Origin of the sequence: Mesorhizobium shangrilense (assembly GCF_028826155.1) — a bacterium.
Taxonomy (GTDB): Bacteria; Pseudomonadota; Alphaproteobacteria; order Rhizobiales; family Rhizobiaceae; genus Arvimicrobium; species Arvimicrobium flavum.
Genome location: NZ_JAQGPN010000004.1, coordinates 17,109 through 35,216, shown reverse-complemented (window position 1 = coordinate 35,216; position 18,108 = coordinate 17,109). Strand labels below are relative to the sequence as shown.

The following is an 18,108-nucleotide window of genomic DNA, read 5'->3' as shown; positions in this document are numbered from 1 at the left end:
AAACCGTCATGGCAGATACGACATTGGCCAACGCCGTCGGCGGCCTCGAGCAAGACGACAAATCTCTGCACAGGGCGATCTTCATGGGGCTCGCGCTCCTGCTGATCGCAGCACCCTATGCCTTCTATCCGGTCTTCGTGATGAAGGTGCTGTGCTTCGCGCTGTTCGCTTCCGCGTTCAACCTGTTGTTCGGCTATGCGGGGCTTCTGTCCTTCGGCCATGCCGCCTTTTTTGGCTTCGCCAGCTACGTAGCGGCCTATACGGCCAAGTACTGGGGGATCACGCCGGAACTGGCAATCATACTGGGCACCGGCTCGGGCGCCATACTGGGCCTGATCTTCGGCCTCATCGCCATCCGCCGGCAGGGCATCTACTTTGCCATGATAACGCTCGCGCTCGCTCAGATGGTCTATTTCTTCTCCATCCAGCGCCCAGACTTCACCAATGGGGAAGACGGAATCCAGGCGGTTCCGCGCGGCCACCTCTTCGGCGTGATCGATCTCAGCAACGACATGACGCTGTATTGGACGGTGGTGGTGATCTTCTTCGCCGGGATGCTGCTGATGCATCGCTTCGTGCACTCGCCCTTCGGTCAGGTGCTTCAGGCGATCCGCGACAACGAGAACCGCGCCATTTCGCTCGGCTATCGCGTCCAGCGATACAAGCTGATCGCCTTCGTCGTTTCGGCCACTGTGGCGGCTCTCGCGGGCGCGACCAAGGCAATCATCTTCCAGGTCGCGACGCTGGTCGACGTCCACTGGTCGATGTCGGGCGAGCCGATCCTTATGGCGCTCGTGGGAGGAGTGGGCACGATCTTCGGGCCGCTGGTCGGCGCCGCGGTCATCACCACCCTTCAGAACTACCTGATTTCGGCCGGGTCGTGGGTGACGGTCATCCAGGGATTGATCTTCATCGTCTGCGTGCTGACCTTCCGCGCCGGCATCGTGGGGACGATCGCCAACCGCATCCGGAGAGGCCTCTAGCGCCAGGCCCGCGGCGGCGCGCCACACCGTCGCGGACCCGTGCTTCGCGCGGCCTAGAGAGTCGCCGAAGCGCGCCGGTAGTCGGCGTCCAGCCTGTCTACCAGTTCGGCGACGTCAGGCATGTCTTCGATGCTCCCCACCCCCTGCCCCGCCGCCCACAAGTCGCGCCACGCCTTGGCGTCCGTGGCTCCGAAATCGAGCTTTGAGGGCGGTGTAAGGTCGTCGGGATCGCGTCCCGCTTCCGTCAGGCTTGCACGCAGGAAGTTGCCATGGACGCCGCTGACGGCTGGCGTATAGACGATGTCGGCCGACTTTGCCGCAATCAGCATGCGGCGCTGGCGTTCCACGGCCATGCTCTGGGCCGTCGCCATGAAGCGAGTGCCCATGTAGACCATGTCTGCGCCCATGAGCCTTGCCGCCGCGATGTGTGCGCCGCTGGATACCGCGCCGCCGAGGAGCAGCGTACCCTCGAAGATGCCGCGCAGTTCGTGAAGCGCCGCGAAGGGACTCCACGGCCCCGCGTGCCCGCCTGCCCCGTAGGTCACGGCAATCAACCCGTCGACATCCGCCTCTGCGGCCTTGGCCGCGAAACGCAGGTTGGTTACGTCGTGGAAGACCACGCCGCCATAACCGTGGACCGCCTTGATCAGGTCCCGATTGAGGCCGAGCGACGTGATGACGAGCGGCACCTTCCGATCGATCGTTACCGCGAGATCGGCCTCAAGGCGCGGATTGCTGCGATGAACGACGAGATTGACGCCGAATGGCGCACCCGGCGACGCGCGCCTGCCCTCGATTTCATCAAGCCAGTCCGCATAGCCTTGGGTCGTCCGCTGGTTCAGTGCGGGAAACGTGCCGACGACCCCGGCATTGCAACTTTCCACCACGAGGTCGGGGCCCGAGATCAGGAACATCGGCGACACGATGACGGGCAGCCGAAGCTTTCCCTGCCAGGAAGGGGGAATTCTCATGATTAGCTCCTAGTGGACGCATTTGCGGAAAGGCCGCGGCGCTTCCGATGGCGGAAAGACTTGCCAGCGACGCGGGAAGCCGCAAGAAAAAAGGCTGCATCACACGCGGGAATGCCCCCTTTCTATCCTTGAGGAATCGTTCGCGCCGAGACTATTCGTCAATGCGATCGGCACGACGGCGCATTACACTTGCTTTATCCGAAACAGCTGCTGCCTCGACCGAAGGAGTGGAAGACAATGGACACGGGGCGAAAGACGGGCGAGAGCTGTGCTGAGCTCGACTGGCCGTTACCCGGCGTGGCTAGGCTGACGCTGACGCGTCCTGCAAGCCACAACACCCTCACCTACGAAGCTCTCGACGCCGTCGGCGCGCTTTGCGACGAGGCCGCCGACGGCGATGCGCGCGTCCTCATCGTCACGGGAAGCGGCCGATCGTTTTGCAGCGGCGCGCATATCGACTATTTCGTCGATCCGCAGTCGCGGCTTTACCGTAACCCTCGGGCCATCCGCGATGACTATGTCGGTCCGATCGTCGCCATGCTGGCGAAGCTGCGCGACGCACGCTTCGCCACCATCGCCGCCGTGAACGGATTTGCGCTGGGTGGGGGTTGCGAGTTGGCGCTGGCTTGCGATTTCCGGCTGATGGGACAAAGCGCCCGCATCGGCTTGCCGGAGGTGCGGCTTGGGGCGCTGCCCGGCGCAAGTGGCGTCCAGGTTCTGCAGAGAATCGTTGGCCGCGCCCGCGCGCTTGAGATCGCCTTGCTTGGCGACCAGTGGTCTGCCGACACCGCTCATGCCATCGGGCTCGTCCACGGGGTGCATGCCGACGCAGAACTCGGCGAGGCCGCGCTGGCGCTGGCAAGGCGCCTGCTCGCCTGCAGCCCGGTTTCGATCGCCGAAACCAAGCGCGCCATTTACAGGTGCGAGGTCGTATCGGCGGAAGAGGCCGATCGCATCGGCCTCGACGCGGTCGCGATCGCTGCTTCCGGGGAGGAATGGTGGGAAGGCATGGCCGCATTCATCGGGAAGCGCGCGCCGGCGTTCCGTCAGGGGGATCAATGAGCAGCGCCGGCCGCCGTCAGGCATCGCGGCTGCCGCGGGAGCGGCGGATCGCAGACATCATGGGAGCCGCGCGCGGGGTTTTTCGCGACAAGGGCTACGAGGAAGCCCCGCTGTCCGAGATCGCAGAGCGCGCCAACGTCGTGGAAGGCAGCATCTACCGCTACTTCGACAACAAGCGCGATCTCCTCGTCAAGGTCATCGAGGACTGGTACGAAACCATGTTGGCCGATTACGACCAGCGGCTCGCTGGAATAACCGGCACGCGAAACCGTTTGCGCTTCATGATCTGGCGCCACCTGACGACCATCCATGACGAGCCGGCGCTCTGCAACCTGATGTTCCAGCACCTTCGCACCGGCCCGGACTATACCCATACCGCCGTGTTCGAGCTCAACCGCCGCTATACGCACCGCACGCTCGACATCGTCCAGGAAGGCATAGAGGCCGGAGAGTTGCGGGACGACGTGCCGCTGCCGCTGGTGCGCGACATGATCTACGGCTGCATCGAGCACCGCACCTGGGCCTATCTGCGCGGCGAAGGAGAGTTCGAACCCGATGAGACCGCGGATGCGATCGTCGACCTGGTGCTGAGCGGGTTGCAGGTTCGCAAACCGGAAGCGAGCATCGAAGCCGCCTTGGCGAGCCGGCTGGAACAAGCCGTCGAACGACTGGAGCGGATCAATACGTCGTCCGCCCGCTGATGCCGCCGCAGCGCGGCTGTGAATGTCGGGGCCGCAAGCACCTAAATGGGGAAGCCCGCCAAAGCGCCGTCCTCAATGCGCTCGATGTACTCGGTCATGCCCCAGCCCTTGCGTCCTTCCCAGTCGAAGCGCGTAAAACCCTCCGCGATCCGCGACACCAGTACATCGTCGCCGGCCTTGCGCCGGTTGCGGAGCGGAGCGAGCACGTTGATTTCGCCGTCGATGCGAACTCTTCGACGCTCCGTCATCACGCCGAGCCGGACGAATGCCGGATCCTGCCGGCCGGTCCATTTGGTCATGACGTCGAGATCGAGGATTTCCTCGTAGCGGCCGTCCACAAGGAGCACGCCCTCGCGTCGCACCTTGCCCTGGCGGTCAGTGATCTTCAGCAGCATGAAGCCGTCGCCATTGGAAAAATTCGCGATGAACAGCCGATAGTAGTAGATCGCCTGCCAGTATCGCGGCCCCCATGAATGGTCGCGCCAGCCGCGGCCGTCGATTGCCCAGACCTCGTCGCCGACGCGGATCTCTCCCCTGGCGCGGCTGTGCTGGTTGAAATGGCCAAGCGAGAAGTCACGGCCATACATCGTCTGCACGCCGTCATGCACGGGCTCCCCGCCATGGACGGGCGATTCCGCCTCGTGCAGCCAGCGAACATGGCCCGGCAGCCGCGGCCCGTGCGCAAACAGCGCCTGCGGCTCGCGCAGTGCTTCCGGGTCATCGACGATGATCAGGTCGCCCTCATACTCCATAGACACGCTGCGCAGCGGATCGATGACCTGGTACTTCAGCCCCCCCGCTTCGAAACGCTCGTTTGAAGTGATCTTCGGCCGCTTGAACTGGCAGGCGATACGGCCATCGGGAAGGTAGAGACAGACAGACAGTTCCGCGTGACCCTCGTTGACCCTGTTGCCGAGCCTCATCCAGCCGCCAACCGGCGACGTCGCATCAAAGGCGTTCGTGTAGACGCTCTCGTTGAAGTTGAGGGAACTGTCCGGTGCGTGCGGATGTTCGTGTTCGGGCCGCATCACGAAGCGTTCACTCATCGTCGTTGCTCCCGGCCTCGTCCGCGCGCAGCACCACGATCATGCGGCCGCGCTGGATGCGTTCGTTGCGCTGGTTCAGCACCGAGAACCCGAAGGTGCCGAGATTTCGCCCTGGTTTCGAGGTCGGCCTGATCGCCTCGATCGTCACCCGCGCGCGAATCGTATCGCCAAGCTTGACCACACCGGCAAAGTCCCAGTTGATGTTGACCATTCCGATGACCCGTCGGCCGAAAAGGCCTGTCTGGGTCGCCAGGCCGATGGCCGTCGCCATCGACAGCGGGCCATGGGCGATGCGGGTGCCGTGCGGCGATGCAGCCGCGAAGGTTTCGTCGACATGGATGGGCGTGTAGTCGCCGACAAGCCCCGCGAAGAGCGTGATGTCGCCTTCGCCGATGGTGCGCGCCGGAGTGGTGACAGTATGGCCGATGGTCAGCGGTATCATGGTGCTCCTCAGTGCTGTCGCGAGAGTTCGTTACGGGCGAGCGCCTCGCGGTGCACCTCGTCGGGGCCATCGCCGATGCGCAGGAATCGGGTTTCGGCAAAAGCCTCGGCCAGAAAGAAGTCCTGCGACAGGCCTGCTCCGCCATGCACCTGGATCGCCCGGTCGATCACGATGCCGGCCAGTGTCGGCACGACGATCTTGGCGACGGCGATCTCGCTGCGAGCCGCCTTGTTGCCGACCTTGTCCATCATCCAGGCGGCCTTGAGCGTCACCAGACGGGCCTGCTCGATGTCGCAACGCGACTGACCGATCAGTTGTCTCACGCCGCCCATTTCGGCGAGGCTCGAACCAAAGGCGACGCGATTTCGCGCACGTGCGCACATGATCTCCAGGGCGCGTTCCGCCAAGCCAATGAACCGCATGCAGTGGTGGATGCGGCCCGGCCCGAGGCGCCCCTGCGCGATCTCGAACCCGCGCCCCTCGCCAAGGAGCATGTTCGCGGCCGGCACGCGGACGTTGTCGAAGACCATCTCGGCATGGCCCAGCGGCGCGTGCTCGTAGCCGTAGACGCTCAGCGCGCGCTCGACTTTCAAGCCCGGCGCGTCCATCGGCACGAGGATCATGGACTGCTGCTTGTGCTTGGCCGCCTCGGGCTCGCTCTTGCCCATCACGATGGCGACCTTGCATCGCTGCGAGGGCGCGCCGGTCGCCCACCATTTGCGTCCGTTGATGACGTAGTCGTCGCCATCGCGCAGGATCGACGTCTCGATGTTGGTCGCATCCGACGAAGCGACCCTTGGCTCGGTCATGGCGAAGCAGGACCGGATCTCGCCAGCCAGAAGCGGCCTGAGCCAGGCCTCCTTCTGCTCGGGCGTGCCATAGGCGGCGAGGATCTCCATATTGCCGACGTCTGGGGCGTTGCAGTTGAAGATCTCGGGTGCTGCGAGCGATCTGCCCAGCACCTCGCAGAGCTGCGAATACTCATAGTTCGACAGGCCCTGTCCTTCGGGGCCGTGATTGTAGAACAGGTTCCACAGGCCCGCGGACCTGGCCTTTTCCATCAGCGCCAGCGCAAGCGGGCGGGGCGCCCATTTCTCCGGTTCCGGCGGCGGCGCGAGCAGTTCGCGTTCGTTGGGATAGATGTGCTCGTCCATGAACGCGACGAGCCGATCGCGAAGGTCCCGTGCATGGGCTGAGAGTTCGGTGAACATCAGGTGGTCGTCCGGTGATGGGGTGACAGGCGTTTCATGAGCCGGCTAGCCGCTCTTCCCGCTGGCGATCTCGGCGAAGAGCGGCTTGCGGGTCGTCTTCATTTCACGGGCGGCCTCGTCGTGCAGATGGGCGCGGATCATGGCAAGCGCTTCGGCTGCCGCCGGCTCGCCGCGGCGCTGCCACAGATGTGCGGCCGCGTCGCATATGGCGGCATCCAGCTTGCCGATATCGGCGAGAAGCCTGTTGGCGCCCACGCTCTCGCCCGATTGGAGAGGCGCGACTGCTTCCGGAGCCAGCCGCGCGAGCGCCTCGAGCAGTGCCCGCTTTGCGGCCGCAGAGGCCTCCAGCCTTTCGGACGCCCAGTCGACACGCGGCGCGAGATTGTTGAGCAGGTCTATCACCCCGACCGCCTGGCCCCGCGCATAGGCGTCGCCTACATGCGGGATCACATCGTTGCGCAGCGTCGTGATGATTCCTTCGATCAGGCGGGCCAGCGGGATATTGTTCACGACGCACGCTCCATCGCAGCCTCGACCTGGAGCAGCAGGCGCGGGATCTGTGCGCCCATGCCCGCCATGCGCAGGTCGTTAAAGCCCCGCCGGGCAAAGCAGTCCGTCGCACCGTAGTGCATGACGGCGAGCTTGAATGTCCCGAACGCTTCCCAATAGGCCATGTCCGCCAACGTCACTTCATGCCCCGTCAGCGTGGCGTAGCGGTCCCGCAGTTCTTCGCGCTCGAAGAAATGGCACATGTAGGGCGAGCGGCCGCGCCACGCCTGGAGACAGATCCAGCCCAAATCCTCGACCGGATCGCCGAGCTGGACCAGTTCCCAGTCCAGGATCGCGGTGATGCGCCCGTCGACCTCGAGAAAGTTGCCGATCCTGAAGTCGCCATGCGTGATCGCGATGCGCGAAGCCACCGGCGCATTTTCACGCAGCCACATGGCGGCGATTTCGAGCATCGGAACGCGGTCCGGCGACCAGCGCTGCAGGTGGCCGAGCCAGAGATCAACCTGATCGAGCGCGGTCCGATCCGGATTCCTGCTCCCTCCGATACCGGCAACCGGTGTGTCCTGCCATGCGAAGTCGTGGAGCGCCGCCAGGGCCGATACGAACTGCGTTCCGATCGAAACGCGACGTTCGTCGTCGAAGGCCGGTCCACCGTCGTGCGTCCATGGTATCGGCGCTTCCCGGATACGAGATCGCATATGAAGAAGGGGGCCCCGAGAACCGAGACATCGTCGCTGTACCAGTAGACGCTCGGAACCGGCACGGCGCCGCCGGCCAACGCACGCAGCGTGACGAATTCTGGATAGGCCCGGTAAGGTCCGAAGATCCCCGTCGGCGGTCCGACGCGCAGGATCAGGTCCCGCTCGACGGCGCGGCCGTTCTCGCGCCAAGAGCCCCGAAAGCCGAATGTCACCCAGGAAAAGCCCACGGTAAAGCGCCGCAACGGGCCGACTGCGACATCGTTGACGATGCCGCCAAGGTGCGCCGCCAGCCGGGCGCGCACGGTCTCGGTGTCGAAGGGATCGAAGACAACCGTCGCTTCTTGCACGCTGCTCACGCTTCCTCTCACATCCATCCGCCCCTCATCGCACGGACGCTGCCTGCTATTCCGGGGTCTTGAAGTAATCCGGCCTGCCGACGGTCCAGGTGTCGCCCCACAATTGCGCGCCGCCGGCGACATTCAGGACCTCGCCCGTCACATAGGCCGCTCCCGGCCCCGCGATGTAGGCGCAGGCCTCGGCCACTTCCCAGGTCGTGCCGGTGCGCATCATCGGGTTGGAATGCGGATATGCCTCGAGCGCCTTCGGATCGTAGACTTTCCAGCCGGGCGTCTCGATCACGCCGGGTGCGATGCAGTTCACCCGGATGCGCAGCGGCGCCCACTCGACCGCCAGCGCTCGCGTCAGTCCGACCACACCGGACCGCGCCGCGATGGTATGCGCCACCCCGTGCAGGCCGCGCGCGGTCACCACCACGATCGTTACGATGCTTCCCGGCCTGTCGGCGTCACGCCACGCCCGCGCCGCTCCTTGCATCATGTGCCAGGTGCCGTTGAGGTTGGTGTTGACGATCGTGTTCCAGCCCTTCACCGAGAAATCGATGGCCGCCTGCGGGAACTGGCCACCCGCGCTGTTGATCAGGATGTCGAAGCCGCCATCCGCCTGTACCTTGGCGTACAGCTCAGCCACGCTCTCCGGTTCGCGGATGTCGACTGTGTGAGCAGCGGCCACGAGGCCTTTGGCGGCCAGCGCATCGACGGCGCCGTCGAGCTTCTCACGGTTGCGGCCGGCAAGAACGATACGGGCGCCGCAGCGTCCGAGCAGCCATGCCGTGGCGCGGCCGATGCCACCGGCGCCACCGGAGATCAGGACCGTCTTTCCGGCATAGGCAGTCGGGCCGTAAATGGTCGGTTGGGTCGAGAGAACCTCGTCGTCGAGGCCGAACTCGCGCGCGGCAAGCGGATCAGACATCGCGCGCCATCCCCTTCAGCAGTTCGCCGGCGATGATCATCTTGCGCACCTCGGTAGTGCCGGCGCCGATCTCCAGAAGCTTGATCGAGCGGTAGAGGCGGTTGATCTCCGATTCCCAGATATAGCCGGTTCCGCCGTGGACCTGCATGGCGAGATCCAGCACCCGATGCACCGCGTTGGCGGCGTACATCACAGAGGCGGCGGTCAGCATGTGAACGTCGCCGCGTCCACCCCCGCCGATCTCCAGCGACGCCGCCTCCGCGAGCACGCGATATGTGAACGTCCGCATCGTCTCGACCTCGACATACATGTCGGCGAGCATTGACTGCACCATCTGAAACGAGCCGATCGGCTTGCCAAACTGGCGGCGGGTCTTGGCATAGTCGATCGACAATTCGAGGGCTCGCTCGGCGACTCCGAGACAGATCGGCGAAATCATCGCCCGCTCCAGATCGAGCCCGCTCATGACGATGGACACGCCGCTGTTCTCTCCGCCGACGAGGTTTTCGGCCGGCACGCGGCAATCCTCGAACAGGAGTTCGCCGGTCTGGCTACCGCGATAGCCCATCTTCACCAGTTTCTGGGCGACTGTGAAACCGGGCATGCCCTTCTCGACGATGAAGGCGGAGATGCCGTGCGCGCCGCGGTCCCGGTCTGTCTTGGCATAGACCAGCAGCACGTCGGCGATCGGTCCATTGGTGATGTAGATCTTGCTGCCATTGAGGACGTAGTGGTCGCCGTCGCGGCGTGCTGTGGTGCGCATCGAGCCCAGCGCATCCGATCCGGCGCCGGGCTCGGTCAACCCGAGAGCGCCGACGCTGGTCCCCGCACACAGGCCGGGAAGGTAACGGCGGCGCTGACCTTCGTCGCCGTTGCGGTAGATGTTGTTGGCGCACAGGTTGTCATGCGCCACCCAGGCAAGAGCCATCGCGTGGTTCCACCGGGAGAACCCCTGGAGCACGAGGCCGGCGGCCATCAGATCCAGTCCGGCGCCCCCGTAGCTCTCCGGGATGGTGATGCCGAACAGGCCACTCTCGCCGATCTTCGCGAACGTCTCTGGCGGCCACCACTCCTCATTGTCCATGCGTTCGCTCAACGGATAGAGCTCGTTGCGCGCAAATCGGTCGGCATTTCCGAGGATCAACTCGTGATCGTCGGCGAGCGTAAACATGCCCGCCGACGCACCCGTCCCGATTGCGCTGTCCATCACCTTCTCCAGACGATCCCGCATGCCTGCGCCGACCTTTAATAAGCTAGTCTCAATATCTGATACGAACTGCCGTCTTCAAGCCAGAGCCCTTGTGTTCCAGTCAAGTGCAGACACCGGAGTTTTCTCATATGTGCAACGCTTGCGGCTCGGTTGACAACCTAAATGAACTGAAATCATTTGTGAGTGACACAGCGCCTTGCAGACATGATTGGACGCCTCGTGAAAGACCAAGTTCTATTGGAGCGCCGGGGATCGGCGCTCTGGATCATCGTCAATCGACCGGATCGACGCAACGCGCTGAATGAAACAGTCGCGCAACGCATCGTCGAGGGCTTGGATATGGCCGAGGCGGATCGCGACGTCAGGGCCGTCGTGCTGACCGGCGCCGGCGACAAGGCGTTCTGCGCCGGCGGGGACCTCCAGCCGGCGGCCGACGGAACGCCCTTCACCATCGACGCCGCCGACCCGAAACACTATGTCGCGCGCCTGCTTCGCCGCATGGACGCCTGCCGGCTGCCGATCGTCGCCCGGGTCAACGGGCACGCGCTCGCGGGCGGTTTCGGCCTCGTCTGCGCCTGCGACTTGGTCGTTGCGCGCGAAGACGCGCTGCTTGGCGTCAGCGAGGTCAAAGTCGGGCTCTTCCCGATGATGATCCTGCCCTATCTGCTTCGCACCCTTACCTACCGCAGGCTCATGGAACTCTGCGTGACCGGCGAGCCGATCACCGCCGGCGAGGCACGGGGCGAGCTGACCGTCAACTATGCCGTGCCAACGAACGAACTGGACGCCAAGCTTGATTGGCTCCTGGCCCGGATCACCGACAAGTCGCCGACCGGCATCAGGCTCGGCAAGCAGGCCCTGTCCAAGATCCGCGAGATGTCGACCGACAGCGCACTGGAATATGCCCAGTTCATGCTCGCCAACATGGCACGGACCGAGGATGCACGCGAGGGCTTCGCCGCCTTCGCGGAAAAGCGTTCCGCGAACTGGACGGCACGGTAGGCGGCGATGGGAAAGGCTGTTCGCATCGGCTGCGGCGCCGGCTTCTGGGGCGATAGTCCGGAGGGCCCGCGCCAACTCGTCCGCTCCGGCGACATAGACTATCTTGTGATGGACTATCTTGCCGAGATCACCATGTCGATCATGGCGCGGATGAAGGCCAAGCGGCCCGATCTCGGCTACGCCACCGACTTCGTGAGCGCTGTCATGAAGCCCCTCGCGAGGGAAATCGCCGACAAGCGCATCAAGGTGGTCACCAATGCCGGTGGCATCAATCCCGAGGCGTGCCGCGAAGCTCTGCTCGCCGTCTTCCGCGAACAGAACGTGGCGCTGAAGGTTGCCGTCGTGCGGGGTGACGACCTCTCGGCATCTGCGGATCGGTATCGCGCCGACGGCACGAAGGAGATGTTCACCGGCGCGCCGATGCCGGAGCGCCTTGCCAGCGTCAACGCCTATCTCGGCGCCTTTCCGATCGCCCAGGCACTGGCGGCAGGGGCGGATGTGGTCATCACCGGCCGCGTCGTCGATTCAGCGGTCGTGCTCGGCCCGCTTATCCAAGAGTTCGGCTGGCGTGCGACCGACTACGACCTGCTGTCGGCCGGCAGCCTTGCCGGCCACGTCGCCGAATGCGGCACGCAGGTAACCGGCGGCATCGTCACCGACTGGCGTTCTGTCTCCGGCTGGGATGACATGGGCTTCCCGATTGTCGAATGCTCCGCCGACGGGACATTTGTCGTTACCAAGCCGGCCGGTACCGGCGGACTTGTCACGCCTGAAACTGTGGCCGAGCAGATTGTGTACGAAGTCGGCGACCCCGCGCGCTATGTCCTTCCGGACGTCGTCGCCGACTGGCGCGCGGTTCGGCTCGAGCAGGTCGAGCCAGGCCGCGTTCGCGTGAGCGGCGCAAGGGGTTCCCCTCCGACCGACAGCTACAAGGTCAGCGCCACCTATGCGGACGGCTATCGCGCCGTCGCCACGATGATGATCGTAGGACGGGAGGCAGCGGCAAAGGCCAAGGCCGCCGGCGAAGCGATCCGGTCGCGCTGTACGCGTCTGTTGCGCGAGGCCGGACACGGCCCATTCGCGGAATGCTCGATCGAGGTTCTGGGAAGCGAGGCAAACTATGGCGCCCTGGCGCGCCGGAGCGATAGCCGCGAGGTGGTGCTGAAGCTGGCGGTACGGCACACGAGCAAGGACGCCCTGCAGATCTTCTCGCGCGAAATCTATCCTGCCGCGACGGCGATGGCGCAAGGCACGACCGGTTTTGCCGGTGGCCGCCCCGAACCGCAGCCCGTCGTCAGGCTGTTCTCATTCCTGGCTCCGAAACGCGACGTCGAGATTAGCGTGGCGTTCGACGGCGAGATCCTGCCGGTCGCCGATCACGTGTCGCCGCTCCCCGCCCAACCGGCAGGCGACGCGGCAACCGCAGAGCCGATTGCGACGCCTTCTCCGGGCTGCCCGCTGGCGGTCGTCCCGCTCATCGCGTTGGCCCGCGGCCGCAGCGGCGACAAGGGCGATACCGCCAACATCGGGGTGCTTGCGCGCAAGGCCGGCTATTTGCCGTGGCTGCGCCGCAGCCTGTCACCCGAGGCTGTGGCGCGCCACATGGCGCACATCGTCCGGGGTCGCGTCGAGCGCTTCGACTGGCCCGGCCTAGACGGCCTGAACCTCGTTCTCCACGAGAGCCTGGGCGGCGGCGGCGTCGCATCCTTGCGCCACGACCCCCAGGGGAAGGCCCTGGCGCAGATCCTGATGGAGTTTCCCGTTGAGGTGCCGGCTGCGTGGCTCGAGCCTGGCGGCGATCTTGAAAGCTGGCAAGCCGAGGCAACAGCATGACGAAGCCACCGTTCAGCAAAGTGCTGGTCGCCAATCGCGGCGAGATTGCCTGTCGCATCATGCGGACGCTGTCGGAGATGGGCATCGGCTCGGTTGCGATCCACCACGCCATCGAGGCGGGCGCGAAGCATGTCCGGGCCGCAGACGAAGCCTACGAGATCCGTGGGGATACGCCCGTCGCAGCTCATCTCGACATCGCCCAGATCGTCGCGGTGGCGCGGGCATGCGGCGCCGATGCGATCCATCCGGGCTACGGCTTCCTGTCGGAGAACGCGCGCTTCGCGGCGGCAGTGGCCGAGGCCGGCATCGCCTTCATCGGTCCCGATTCCGAGACGATCTCGCTGATGGGCGACAAGATCTCGGCGCGCGACTTCGCGGCAGCGCACGGAGTCGCCGTCGCGCCGTCGGTCATGCCGACGGAGAACCTGGACGACTTCGTCGCCCGCGCCGAAGTCATCGGCTTTCCGCTGCTCATCAAGGCGGCCGCCGGCGGCGGCGGCAAGGGCATGAGCATCGTGCGCAGCGCTGGCGAATTGCGAGACGCTGCGCGCATCGCCGCCAGCGAAGCCCAGCGCTATTTCGGCGACGGGCGCGTCTACGCCGAGACCTATATCGAGCGGCCGCGCCACATAGAGGTTCAGGTGCTCGGGGACGGCAAGGGCGGCGCGATCCACCTCTTCGAACGCGAATGCTCGGTACAGCGCCGCTTCCAGAAGATCGTCGAGGAGGCCCCGGCCGCGCGGCTTACCCCTGCCCTGCGCGACGAGATCTGCAATTCCGCCGTGCGGCTGGCGGCGGCCGCACGCTACAGGAATGCCGGCACCGTCGAATATATCCTCGGCGCAGACGGCCGCTTCTTCTTCCTGGAGATGAACACCCGTCTGCAGGTGGAGCACCCGGTCACCGAGATGATCACCGGCATCGATCTCGTGCGGGCGCAGATCGAGATTGCGGCGGGCAATCCCCTCCCCCTGACCCAGGATCAGGTCACGATATCGGGCCATGCCATCGAATGCCGGATCTGCGCGGAAGACGCCGACAACGACTTCATGCCTGCCATTGGCAGCATCCGCCACCTGGACGTTCCGTCAGCACCCTGGCTACGCTTCGAAAACGCGCTCGACCAGGGTCAGACCGTCACACCCGACTTCGATCCGATGCTCGCAAAGCTCGTGGTCCACGGGCGGGACCGGACCGAGGCCATCGACCGGTCGATCACGGCGCTGGAAAGGCTTGCGCTGCTCGGCGTCACGACCAACATCGACTATCTCGGCCGCGTCATTGCGCATGATGCATTCCGCACGGGCGACCTGCATACCGGCTTCGTCAAGCAGCACCAGGAAGCCCTGTCGCCGCCACCGCTGGACGGCGATGCGCGTGCGGGAGTGCTGATTGCAGCTGCGCTCGGCGACCGCGACTTCCGGCAACTCGCACTGAACACCCCCGAGCCGTTCGCCACGATCGGCAGCTGGAGGAACTGACATGGCGCTCAAAGTGATGCTGGACGGCTCGCTCCACGAGGTCGAGATCGTCAGGCGCCGGCCTCACCTGGTCCTGCGCATCGAAGGTCGCGAGCATGAGATCGTGCGCCTGCCGGAATCCGGCGACGGCCAGCATCTCATGGAGGTGGACGCGTCCACGATCGACTTCGCCCGCGTCACGCTGGGCGACCGCCAAGTGGTCCGCCTCAATGGGCGCACCGCGGAGATCGCAGTCTTGAACCCGCTCACCATCGCGGACGATGCAGCCGTCGATCAGGATGTGTTGCGTGCGCCGATGCCCGGTGCAGTGGTCAGCGTCCACTGCCAGGTCGGCGGCGTCATCAGGCGCGGTGAGACGATCGTGACCATCGAGAGCATGAAGCTCCAGTCTGCGCTGCCGGCGCCACGCGACGGGATGGTCGCGGAGGTTTTGCGCACGGAAGGCCAGACCTTCGACAAGAACGACGTTCTCGTCGTGCTCGCTCCCATCGCGGAGGAAAACTGATCCATGCAACGCATCAGGTCCAATGTCAGCCCGTCCTCGGCCGAGTTCCGCCGCTACGACGCGCACAATCGCGGCATCATCGCCACCTTCCGAGAGAAGCAGCAGGCCGCGCGTGAGGCACGGCCAGCCCGCGACCTCGAGCGGCTCGCCGCGCAGGGCAAGATGATGCCGCGCCAGCGCATAGAAAAGCTCCTCGATCCGGGTACGCCCTTCTTCGAGATTTCCTCGCTGGCGGCCAATATGGCCTATGGCGGGGACTCGCCCTCCGGCAGCTCGATCGTCGGCATAGGCATCGTCTCCGGACGTGAGGTCGTTATCCGTGCCGACGATCCGAGCGTGAAAGGGGGGGCCTGGTATCCGCTGACGGTCAAGAAGATCATCAGGTCGCTCGACATCGCGATGGAGAACCGGCTCCCGGTCATCCATCTGTGCGATTCCGCCGGCGGCTTCCTGCAGCTCCAGTCTGAAGTCTTTCCCGACCGCCACATGGCGGGTCGCATCTTCAGAAACCAGTCCATCCTCTCGAAGATGGGCGTCAAGCAACTCGCGCTGGTCTTTGGCCACTGCACGGCGGGTGGCGCCTACATTCCCGGCCTTTCCGACTATAGCGTCATCGTGCGCGGCACCGGCGCCGTCTTCCTCGGCGGGCCGCCGCTGGTCAAGGCCGCCACTGGGGAGGAGGTCACGGTTGAGGAACTCGGCGGCGCTGACATGCACACGAGCGTCTCGGGAACCTGCGACTACGCGGCGGCGAACGAGGAACAGGCGATCGAGATCGGCCGCGAGATCGTCGCGCAATGGGACCGGCCGCGGAAATGGGAGTGCCAGCAGGAAACCCCCGAGGCGCCCGCCTACGATCCGCAGGAAATCTACGGCATCATTCCCGACGACATAAAGAAGCAGTTCGACATGCGCGAGATCATTGCCCGCATCGTCGACGGCAGCCGCTTCCACGAATACCAGCCCCGCTACGGAACGACCCTGATCTGCGGTTACGCCAACATCTGGGGCTACAAGGTCGGCATCCTTGCCAACAACGGCGTGCTCTTCAACGATTCTTCGCTGAAAGGCGCCCATTTCATAGAGCTGTGCAACCAGAACAACACGCCGCTGGTCTTCCTGCAGAACATCACCGGTTACATGATTGGCCGCGAGTACGAGCGGCGCGGCATCACCAAGGACGGCGCCAAGATGATCATGGCGCAGAGTTGTTCGCGCGTGCCCAAGTTCACGGTGATGTGCAACGGCTCCTTCGGCGCCGGCAACTACGGCATGTGCGGCCGGGCCTTTGACGGGCGCTTCCTGTTCACCTGGCCTAACCACCAGATCGGCGTCATGGGCGGCGATCAGGCCGCTAACACGCTCGCGGAAGTGAAGGCGGCCCAGATGAAGCGCAATGGCGGCCACGTCGACGAGAACGCGGTGCGCCAACTCTGGGAAGAGACCCGCTCGGCCTATCAGGAACAGCTCTCCGCCTATTACTCGACGTCGGAGCTATGGGACGACGGCATCATCGACCCGGTCGATACGCGCAACGCGCTCGCAATGGCCATCTCAGCCTCGCTCAATGCGCCGCTCGGAGACAGCGGTTACGGCGTTTTCAGGTTCTGATCCATGGCCGCACCGATCCGCTTCTATTTCGACTTCGCATCGCCCTACGCCTACTTCTCGATCCAGGAAGTCGAGGCGATCGGCAGGGAGATCGGCCGTGCCGTCGAATGGAGACCCGTGCTGATGTGGGCGATCCTCAAGGCGCACGGCATCTTCCCGCCGATGGATTCGCCCGCCAAGCGGACCTATCTCATCAATGACATGAAGCGCTCCGCCGCCTTCATGAGGGTACCCTATGTTCATCCGGTCAAGCTGCCGCTGTCCTCCCATCTGGCGGCCAGGCTCTATTACAGCGTCGAAGGCGCGCGCGACCGGGCGTTGGCCGAGAGGCTGTTTCGGGCATTCTTCCTCGAACAGGAGGACATTTCCAGGGAGGACGTGCTGATCCGCATTGCCGGCGACCTGGGGATGGATGAAAGCCAGGCCGTGGAGGGCATGAAGGGAGCGGCAGCGCGGGCGAGGCTCGAGCGGGCCGTCGAGGAAGCGATCGCGGACGGCGTCGTCGGCTCGCCGTTCTTTTCGGTCGACGGCGAGGGCTTCTTCGGGGCGGACCGGCTTTCGCAGCTCCGCTGGCGCCTCGCCCGGGAGGGGCAATGATGGATTTCAGCGACATCCGCTATGAAGCACGCGACGGTGTCGCGCGCATCACAGTCGCGCGAGCCGAACGCCTCAACGCGTATCGCAATCAGACCGCAGACGAACTGCTCGCGGCCCTTCGCGACGCCGAGCGCGACGTGGACATTCGTGCCGTCCTCCTCACCGGCGAAGGGCGCGCCTTTGGCGCGGGCTACGACCTCACTTCGATCCGGCCCGGCGAGACTCCGGCGCTCGATGACGTACTCGAACGCCATTTCAATCCACTCGTGTCGGCCATGCGGTCGAGCCGCCTGCCCATCGTCGCTGCGGTCAACGGACCTTGCGCCGGCGCCGCAGTTGGGGTCGCGCTGGCGGCCGACATCGTCCTGTGTTCGGCATCCGCCTATTTCTACGAGCCCTTCGTCGGCATCGCACTTGTGCCTGACGCCGGCAACACGCAGTTCCTGACGCGCATCCTCGGCCATGTCCGTGCCTCGGGCATGATGCTTCTGGGAGATCGCATTGACGCCCAGCGCGCGCTGGCGTGGGGACTTGTCTGGCAGGTCGTCGAGGACGAGGCGTTGGACGGAGCAGCGCTCGACATTTGCCGGCGGCTGGCCAGCCAGGAAGCTGCCGCGGTTGCCGCCACGAAGCGGCTCGTCACCGGCGCCGCCGACGGCGGCCTTGAGGGGCAACTCAGGCTGGAACGCGACCTACAAGGCGCGGCCGGCCGGTCTCCGGCAGTGCTTGGCCGCGTGGCCGATTTCTTCGCCAGGAGCACCGATCGGCGAAAGAGCAATCCGCCGACTTCCTAAAGCATCGCCGAAAAGTGGAACCCGGTTTTCGGCGAAAGCGATGCGAAAACAATTATCTAAAGCAAGATGCGCGGTTCCGAAATTGCGCAGTTTGCTTTGGCGGCTGGTCGCGCATCTGCATGACGATGAGGTTCGCGTCGACCTGCTACACACCCTGAACAATCACCGACCGATGGCGC

At 65.0% G+C, this 18,108-nt stretch carries 18 protein-coding genes; 10 read left to right on the top strand and 8 right to left on the bottom strand.

The annotated features are described in order from the left end of the window. Window positions 1-8: 8 nt before the first annotated feature. Complete coding sequence (locus PD284_RS25660) at window positions 9-983, top strand: branched-chain amino acid ABC transporter permease (protein WP_274631184.1); 975 nt, start codon at window positions 9-11, stop codon at window positions 981-983. 53 nt (window positions 984-1,036) lie between these two features. On the opposite strand, the gene PD284_RS25655 is transcribed toward PD284_RS25660, so the two are convergent. Continuing rightward, the gene (locus PD284_RS25655; protein ID WP_274631183.1) at window positions 1,037-1,954 is read right to left on the bottom strand and encodes an NAD(P)H-dependent flavin oxidoreductase; all 918 of its coding nucleotides are present in this window, start codon (window positions 1,952-1,954) and stop codon (window positions 1,037-1,039) included. A 237-nt stretch (window positions 1,955-2,191) separates the two neighbouring features. Here PD284_RS25655 and PD284_RS25650 point away from each other — a divergent pair, with 237 nt between their 5' ends. Together PD284_RS25650 and PD284_RS25645 are read left to right on the top strand one after the other, a co-directional pair. After that, window positions 2,192-3,016: an enoyl-CoA hydratase/isomerase family protein gene (locus PD284_RS25650; RefSeq protein ID WP_274631182.1), complete on the top strand. Its 825-nt coding sequence runs from the start codon at window positions 2,192-2,194 to the stop codon at window positions 3,014-3,016. Further along, window positions 3,013-3,717 carry a TetR family transcriptional regulator gene (locus tag PD284_RS25645; RefSeq protein WP_274631181.1) on the top strand — a complete coding sequence of 235 codons (705 nt, stop codon included), beginning with the start codon at window positions 3,013-3,015 and terminating at the stop codon, window positions 3,715-3,717. Before PD284_RS25650 ends, PD284_RS25645 begins: the two co-directional genes overlap by 4 nt. Before the next feature lie 41 nt (window positions 3,718-3,758). Here the strand turns inward: PD284_RS25645 and PD284_RS25640 are convergent, their stop codons facing one another. The 7 genes from PD284_RS25640 to PD284_RS25610 form a co-directional block, all read right to left on the bottom strand. Then, window positions 3,759-4,763: a DUF7064 domain-containing protein gene (locus tag PD284_RS25640; RefSeq protein ID WP_274631180.1), complete on the bottom strand. Its 1,005-nt coding sequence runs from the start codon at window positions 4,761-4,763 to the stop codon at window positions 3,759-3,761. Continuing rightward, entirely contained in the window at window positions 4,756-5,205 is a 450-nt protein-coding gene (locus PD284_RS25635) for a MaoC/PaaZ C-terminal domain-containing protein (RefSeq protein ID WP_274631179.1), read from the bottom strand. Before PD284_RS25635 ends, PD284_RS25640 begins: the two co-directional genes overlap by 8 nt. An 8-nt stretch (window positions 5,206-5,213) precedes the next feature. Beyond that, complete coding sequence (locus PD284_RS25630) at window positions 5,214-6,416, bottom strand: acyl-CoA dehydrogenase family protein (RefSeq protein ID WP_274631178.1); 1,203 nt, start codon at window positions 6,414-6,416, stop codon at window positions 5,214-5,216. A gap of 45 nt (window positions 6,417-6,461) precedes the next feature. Next, window positions 6,462-6,926, bottom strand: a complete 465-nt coding sequence (locus PD284_RS25625; protein ID WP_274631177.1) for a hypothetical protein — start codon at window positions 6,924-6,926, stop codon at window positions 6,462-6,464. Next, on the bottom strand, window positions 6,923-7,624 hold the full coding sequence (locus PD284_RS25620) for a phosphotransferase family protein (RefSeq protein WP_274631176.1): 702 nt from the start codon (window positions 7,622-7,624) through the stop codon (window positions 6,923-6,925). Before PD284_RS25620 ends, PD284_RS25625 begins: the two co-directional genes overlap by 4 nt. Before the next feature lie 405 nt (window positions 7,625-8,029). After that, complete coding sequence (locus PD284_RS25615; protein WP_274631175.1) at window positions 8,030-8,896, bottom strand: SDR family oxidoreductase; 867 nt, start codon at window positions 8,894-8,896, stop codon at window positions 8,030-8,032. Then, window positions 8,889-10,103: an acyl-CoA dehydrogenase family protein gene (locus tag PD284_RS25610; RefSeq protein WP_274631174.1), complete on the bottom strand. Its 1,215-nt coding sequence runs from the start codon at window positions 10,101-10,103 to the stop codon at window positions 8,889-8,891. The genes PD284_RS25615 and PD284_RS25610 overlap by 8 nt, the downstream gene beginning before the upstream one ends. 222 nt (window positions 10,104-10,325) lie before the next feature. Between PD284_RS25610 and PD284_RS25605 the strand changes: the two genes are divergently transcribed. From PD284_RS25605 to PD284_RS25575, 7 genes are read left to right on the top strand one after another with little or no spacing between them, the layout of a single operon-like run. Further along, window positions 10,326-11,108 (top strand): enoyl-CoA hydratase-related protein, encoded by a 783-nt coding sequence (locus PD284_RS25605; RefSeq protein ID WP_274631173.1) that lies wholly within the window; start codon window positions 10,326-10,328, stop codon window positions 11,106-11,108. A 6-nt stretch (window positions 11,109-11,114) separates the two neighbouring features. Further along, window positions 11,115-12,941: an acyclic terpene utilization AtuA family protein gene (locus PD284_RS25600; protein ID WP_274631172.1), complete on the top strand. Its 1,827-nt coding sequence runs from the start codon at window positions 11,115-11,117 to the stop codon at window positions 12,939-12,941. Beyond that, the gene (locus PD284_RS25595) at window positions 12,938-14,422 is read left to right on the top strand and encodes an acetyl-CoA carboxylase biotin carboxylase subunit (RefSeq protein ID WP_274631171.1); all 1,485 of its coding nucleotides are present in this window, start codon (window positions 12,938-12,940) and stop codon (window positions 14,420-14,422) included. Before PD284_RS25600 ends, PD284_RS25595 begins: the two co-directional genes overlap by 4 nt. A gap of 1 nt (window position 14,423) precedes the next feature. Continuing rightward, window positions 14,424-14,927 carry a biotin/lipoyl-containing protein gene (locus tag PD284_RS25590; RefSeq protein ID WP_274631170.1) on the top strand — a complete coding sequence of 168 codons (504 nt, stop codon included), beginning with the start codon at window positions 14,424-14,426 and terminating at the stop codon, window positions 14,925-14,927. 3 nt (window positions 14,928-14,930) lie between these two features. Further along, the gene (locus PD284_RS25585; protein ID WP_274631169.1) at window positions 14,931-16,538 is read left to right on the top strand and encodes an acyl-CoA carboxylase subunit beta; all 1,608 of its coding nucleotides are present in this window, start codon (window positions 14,931-14,933) and stop codon (window positions 16,536-16,538) included. A 3-nt stretch (window positions 16,539-16,541) separates the two neighbouring features. Further along, window positions 16,542-17,135 carry a 2-hydroxychromene-2-carboxylate isomerase gene (locus PD284_RS25580; protein ID WP_274631168.1) on the top strand — a complete coding sequence of 198 codons (594 nt, stop codon included), beginning with the start codon at window positions 16,542-16,544 and terminating at the stop codon, window positions 17,133-17,135. After that, window positions 17,132-17,929: an enoyl-CoA hydratase-related protein gene (locus PD284_RS25575; RefSeq protein ID WP_274631167.1), complete on the top strand. Its 798-nt coding sequence runs from the start codon at window positions 17,132-17,134 to the stop codon at window positions 17,927-17,929. Before PD284_RS25580 ends, PD284_RS25575 begins: the two co-directional genes overlap by 4 nt. Window positions 17,930-18,108: the final 179 nt, after the last annotated feature.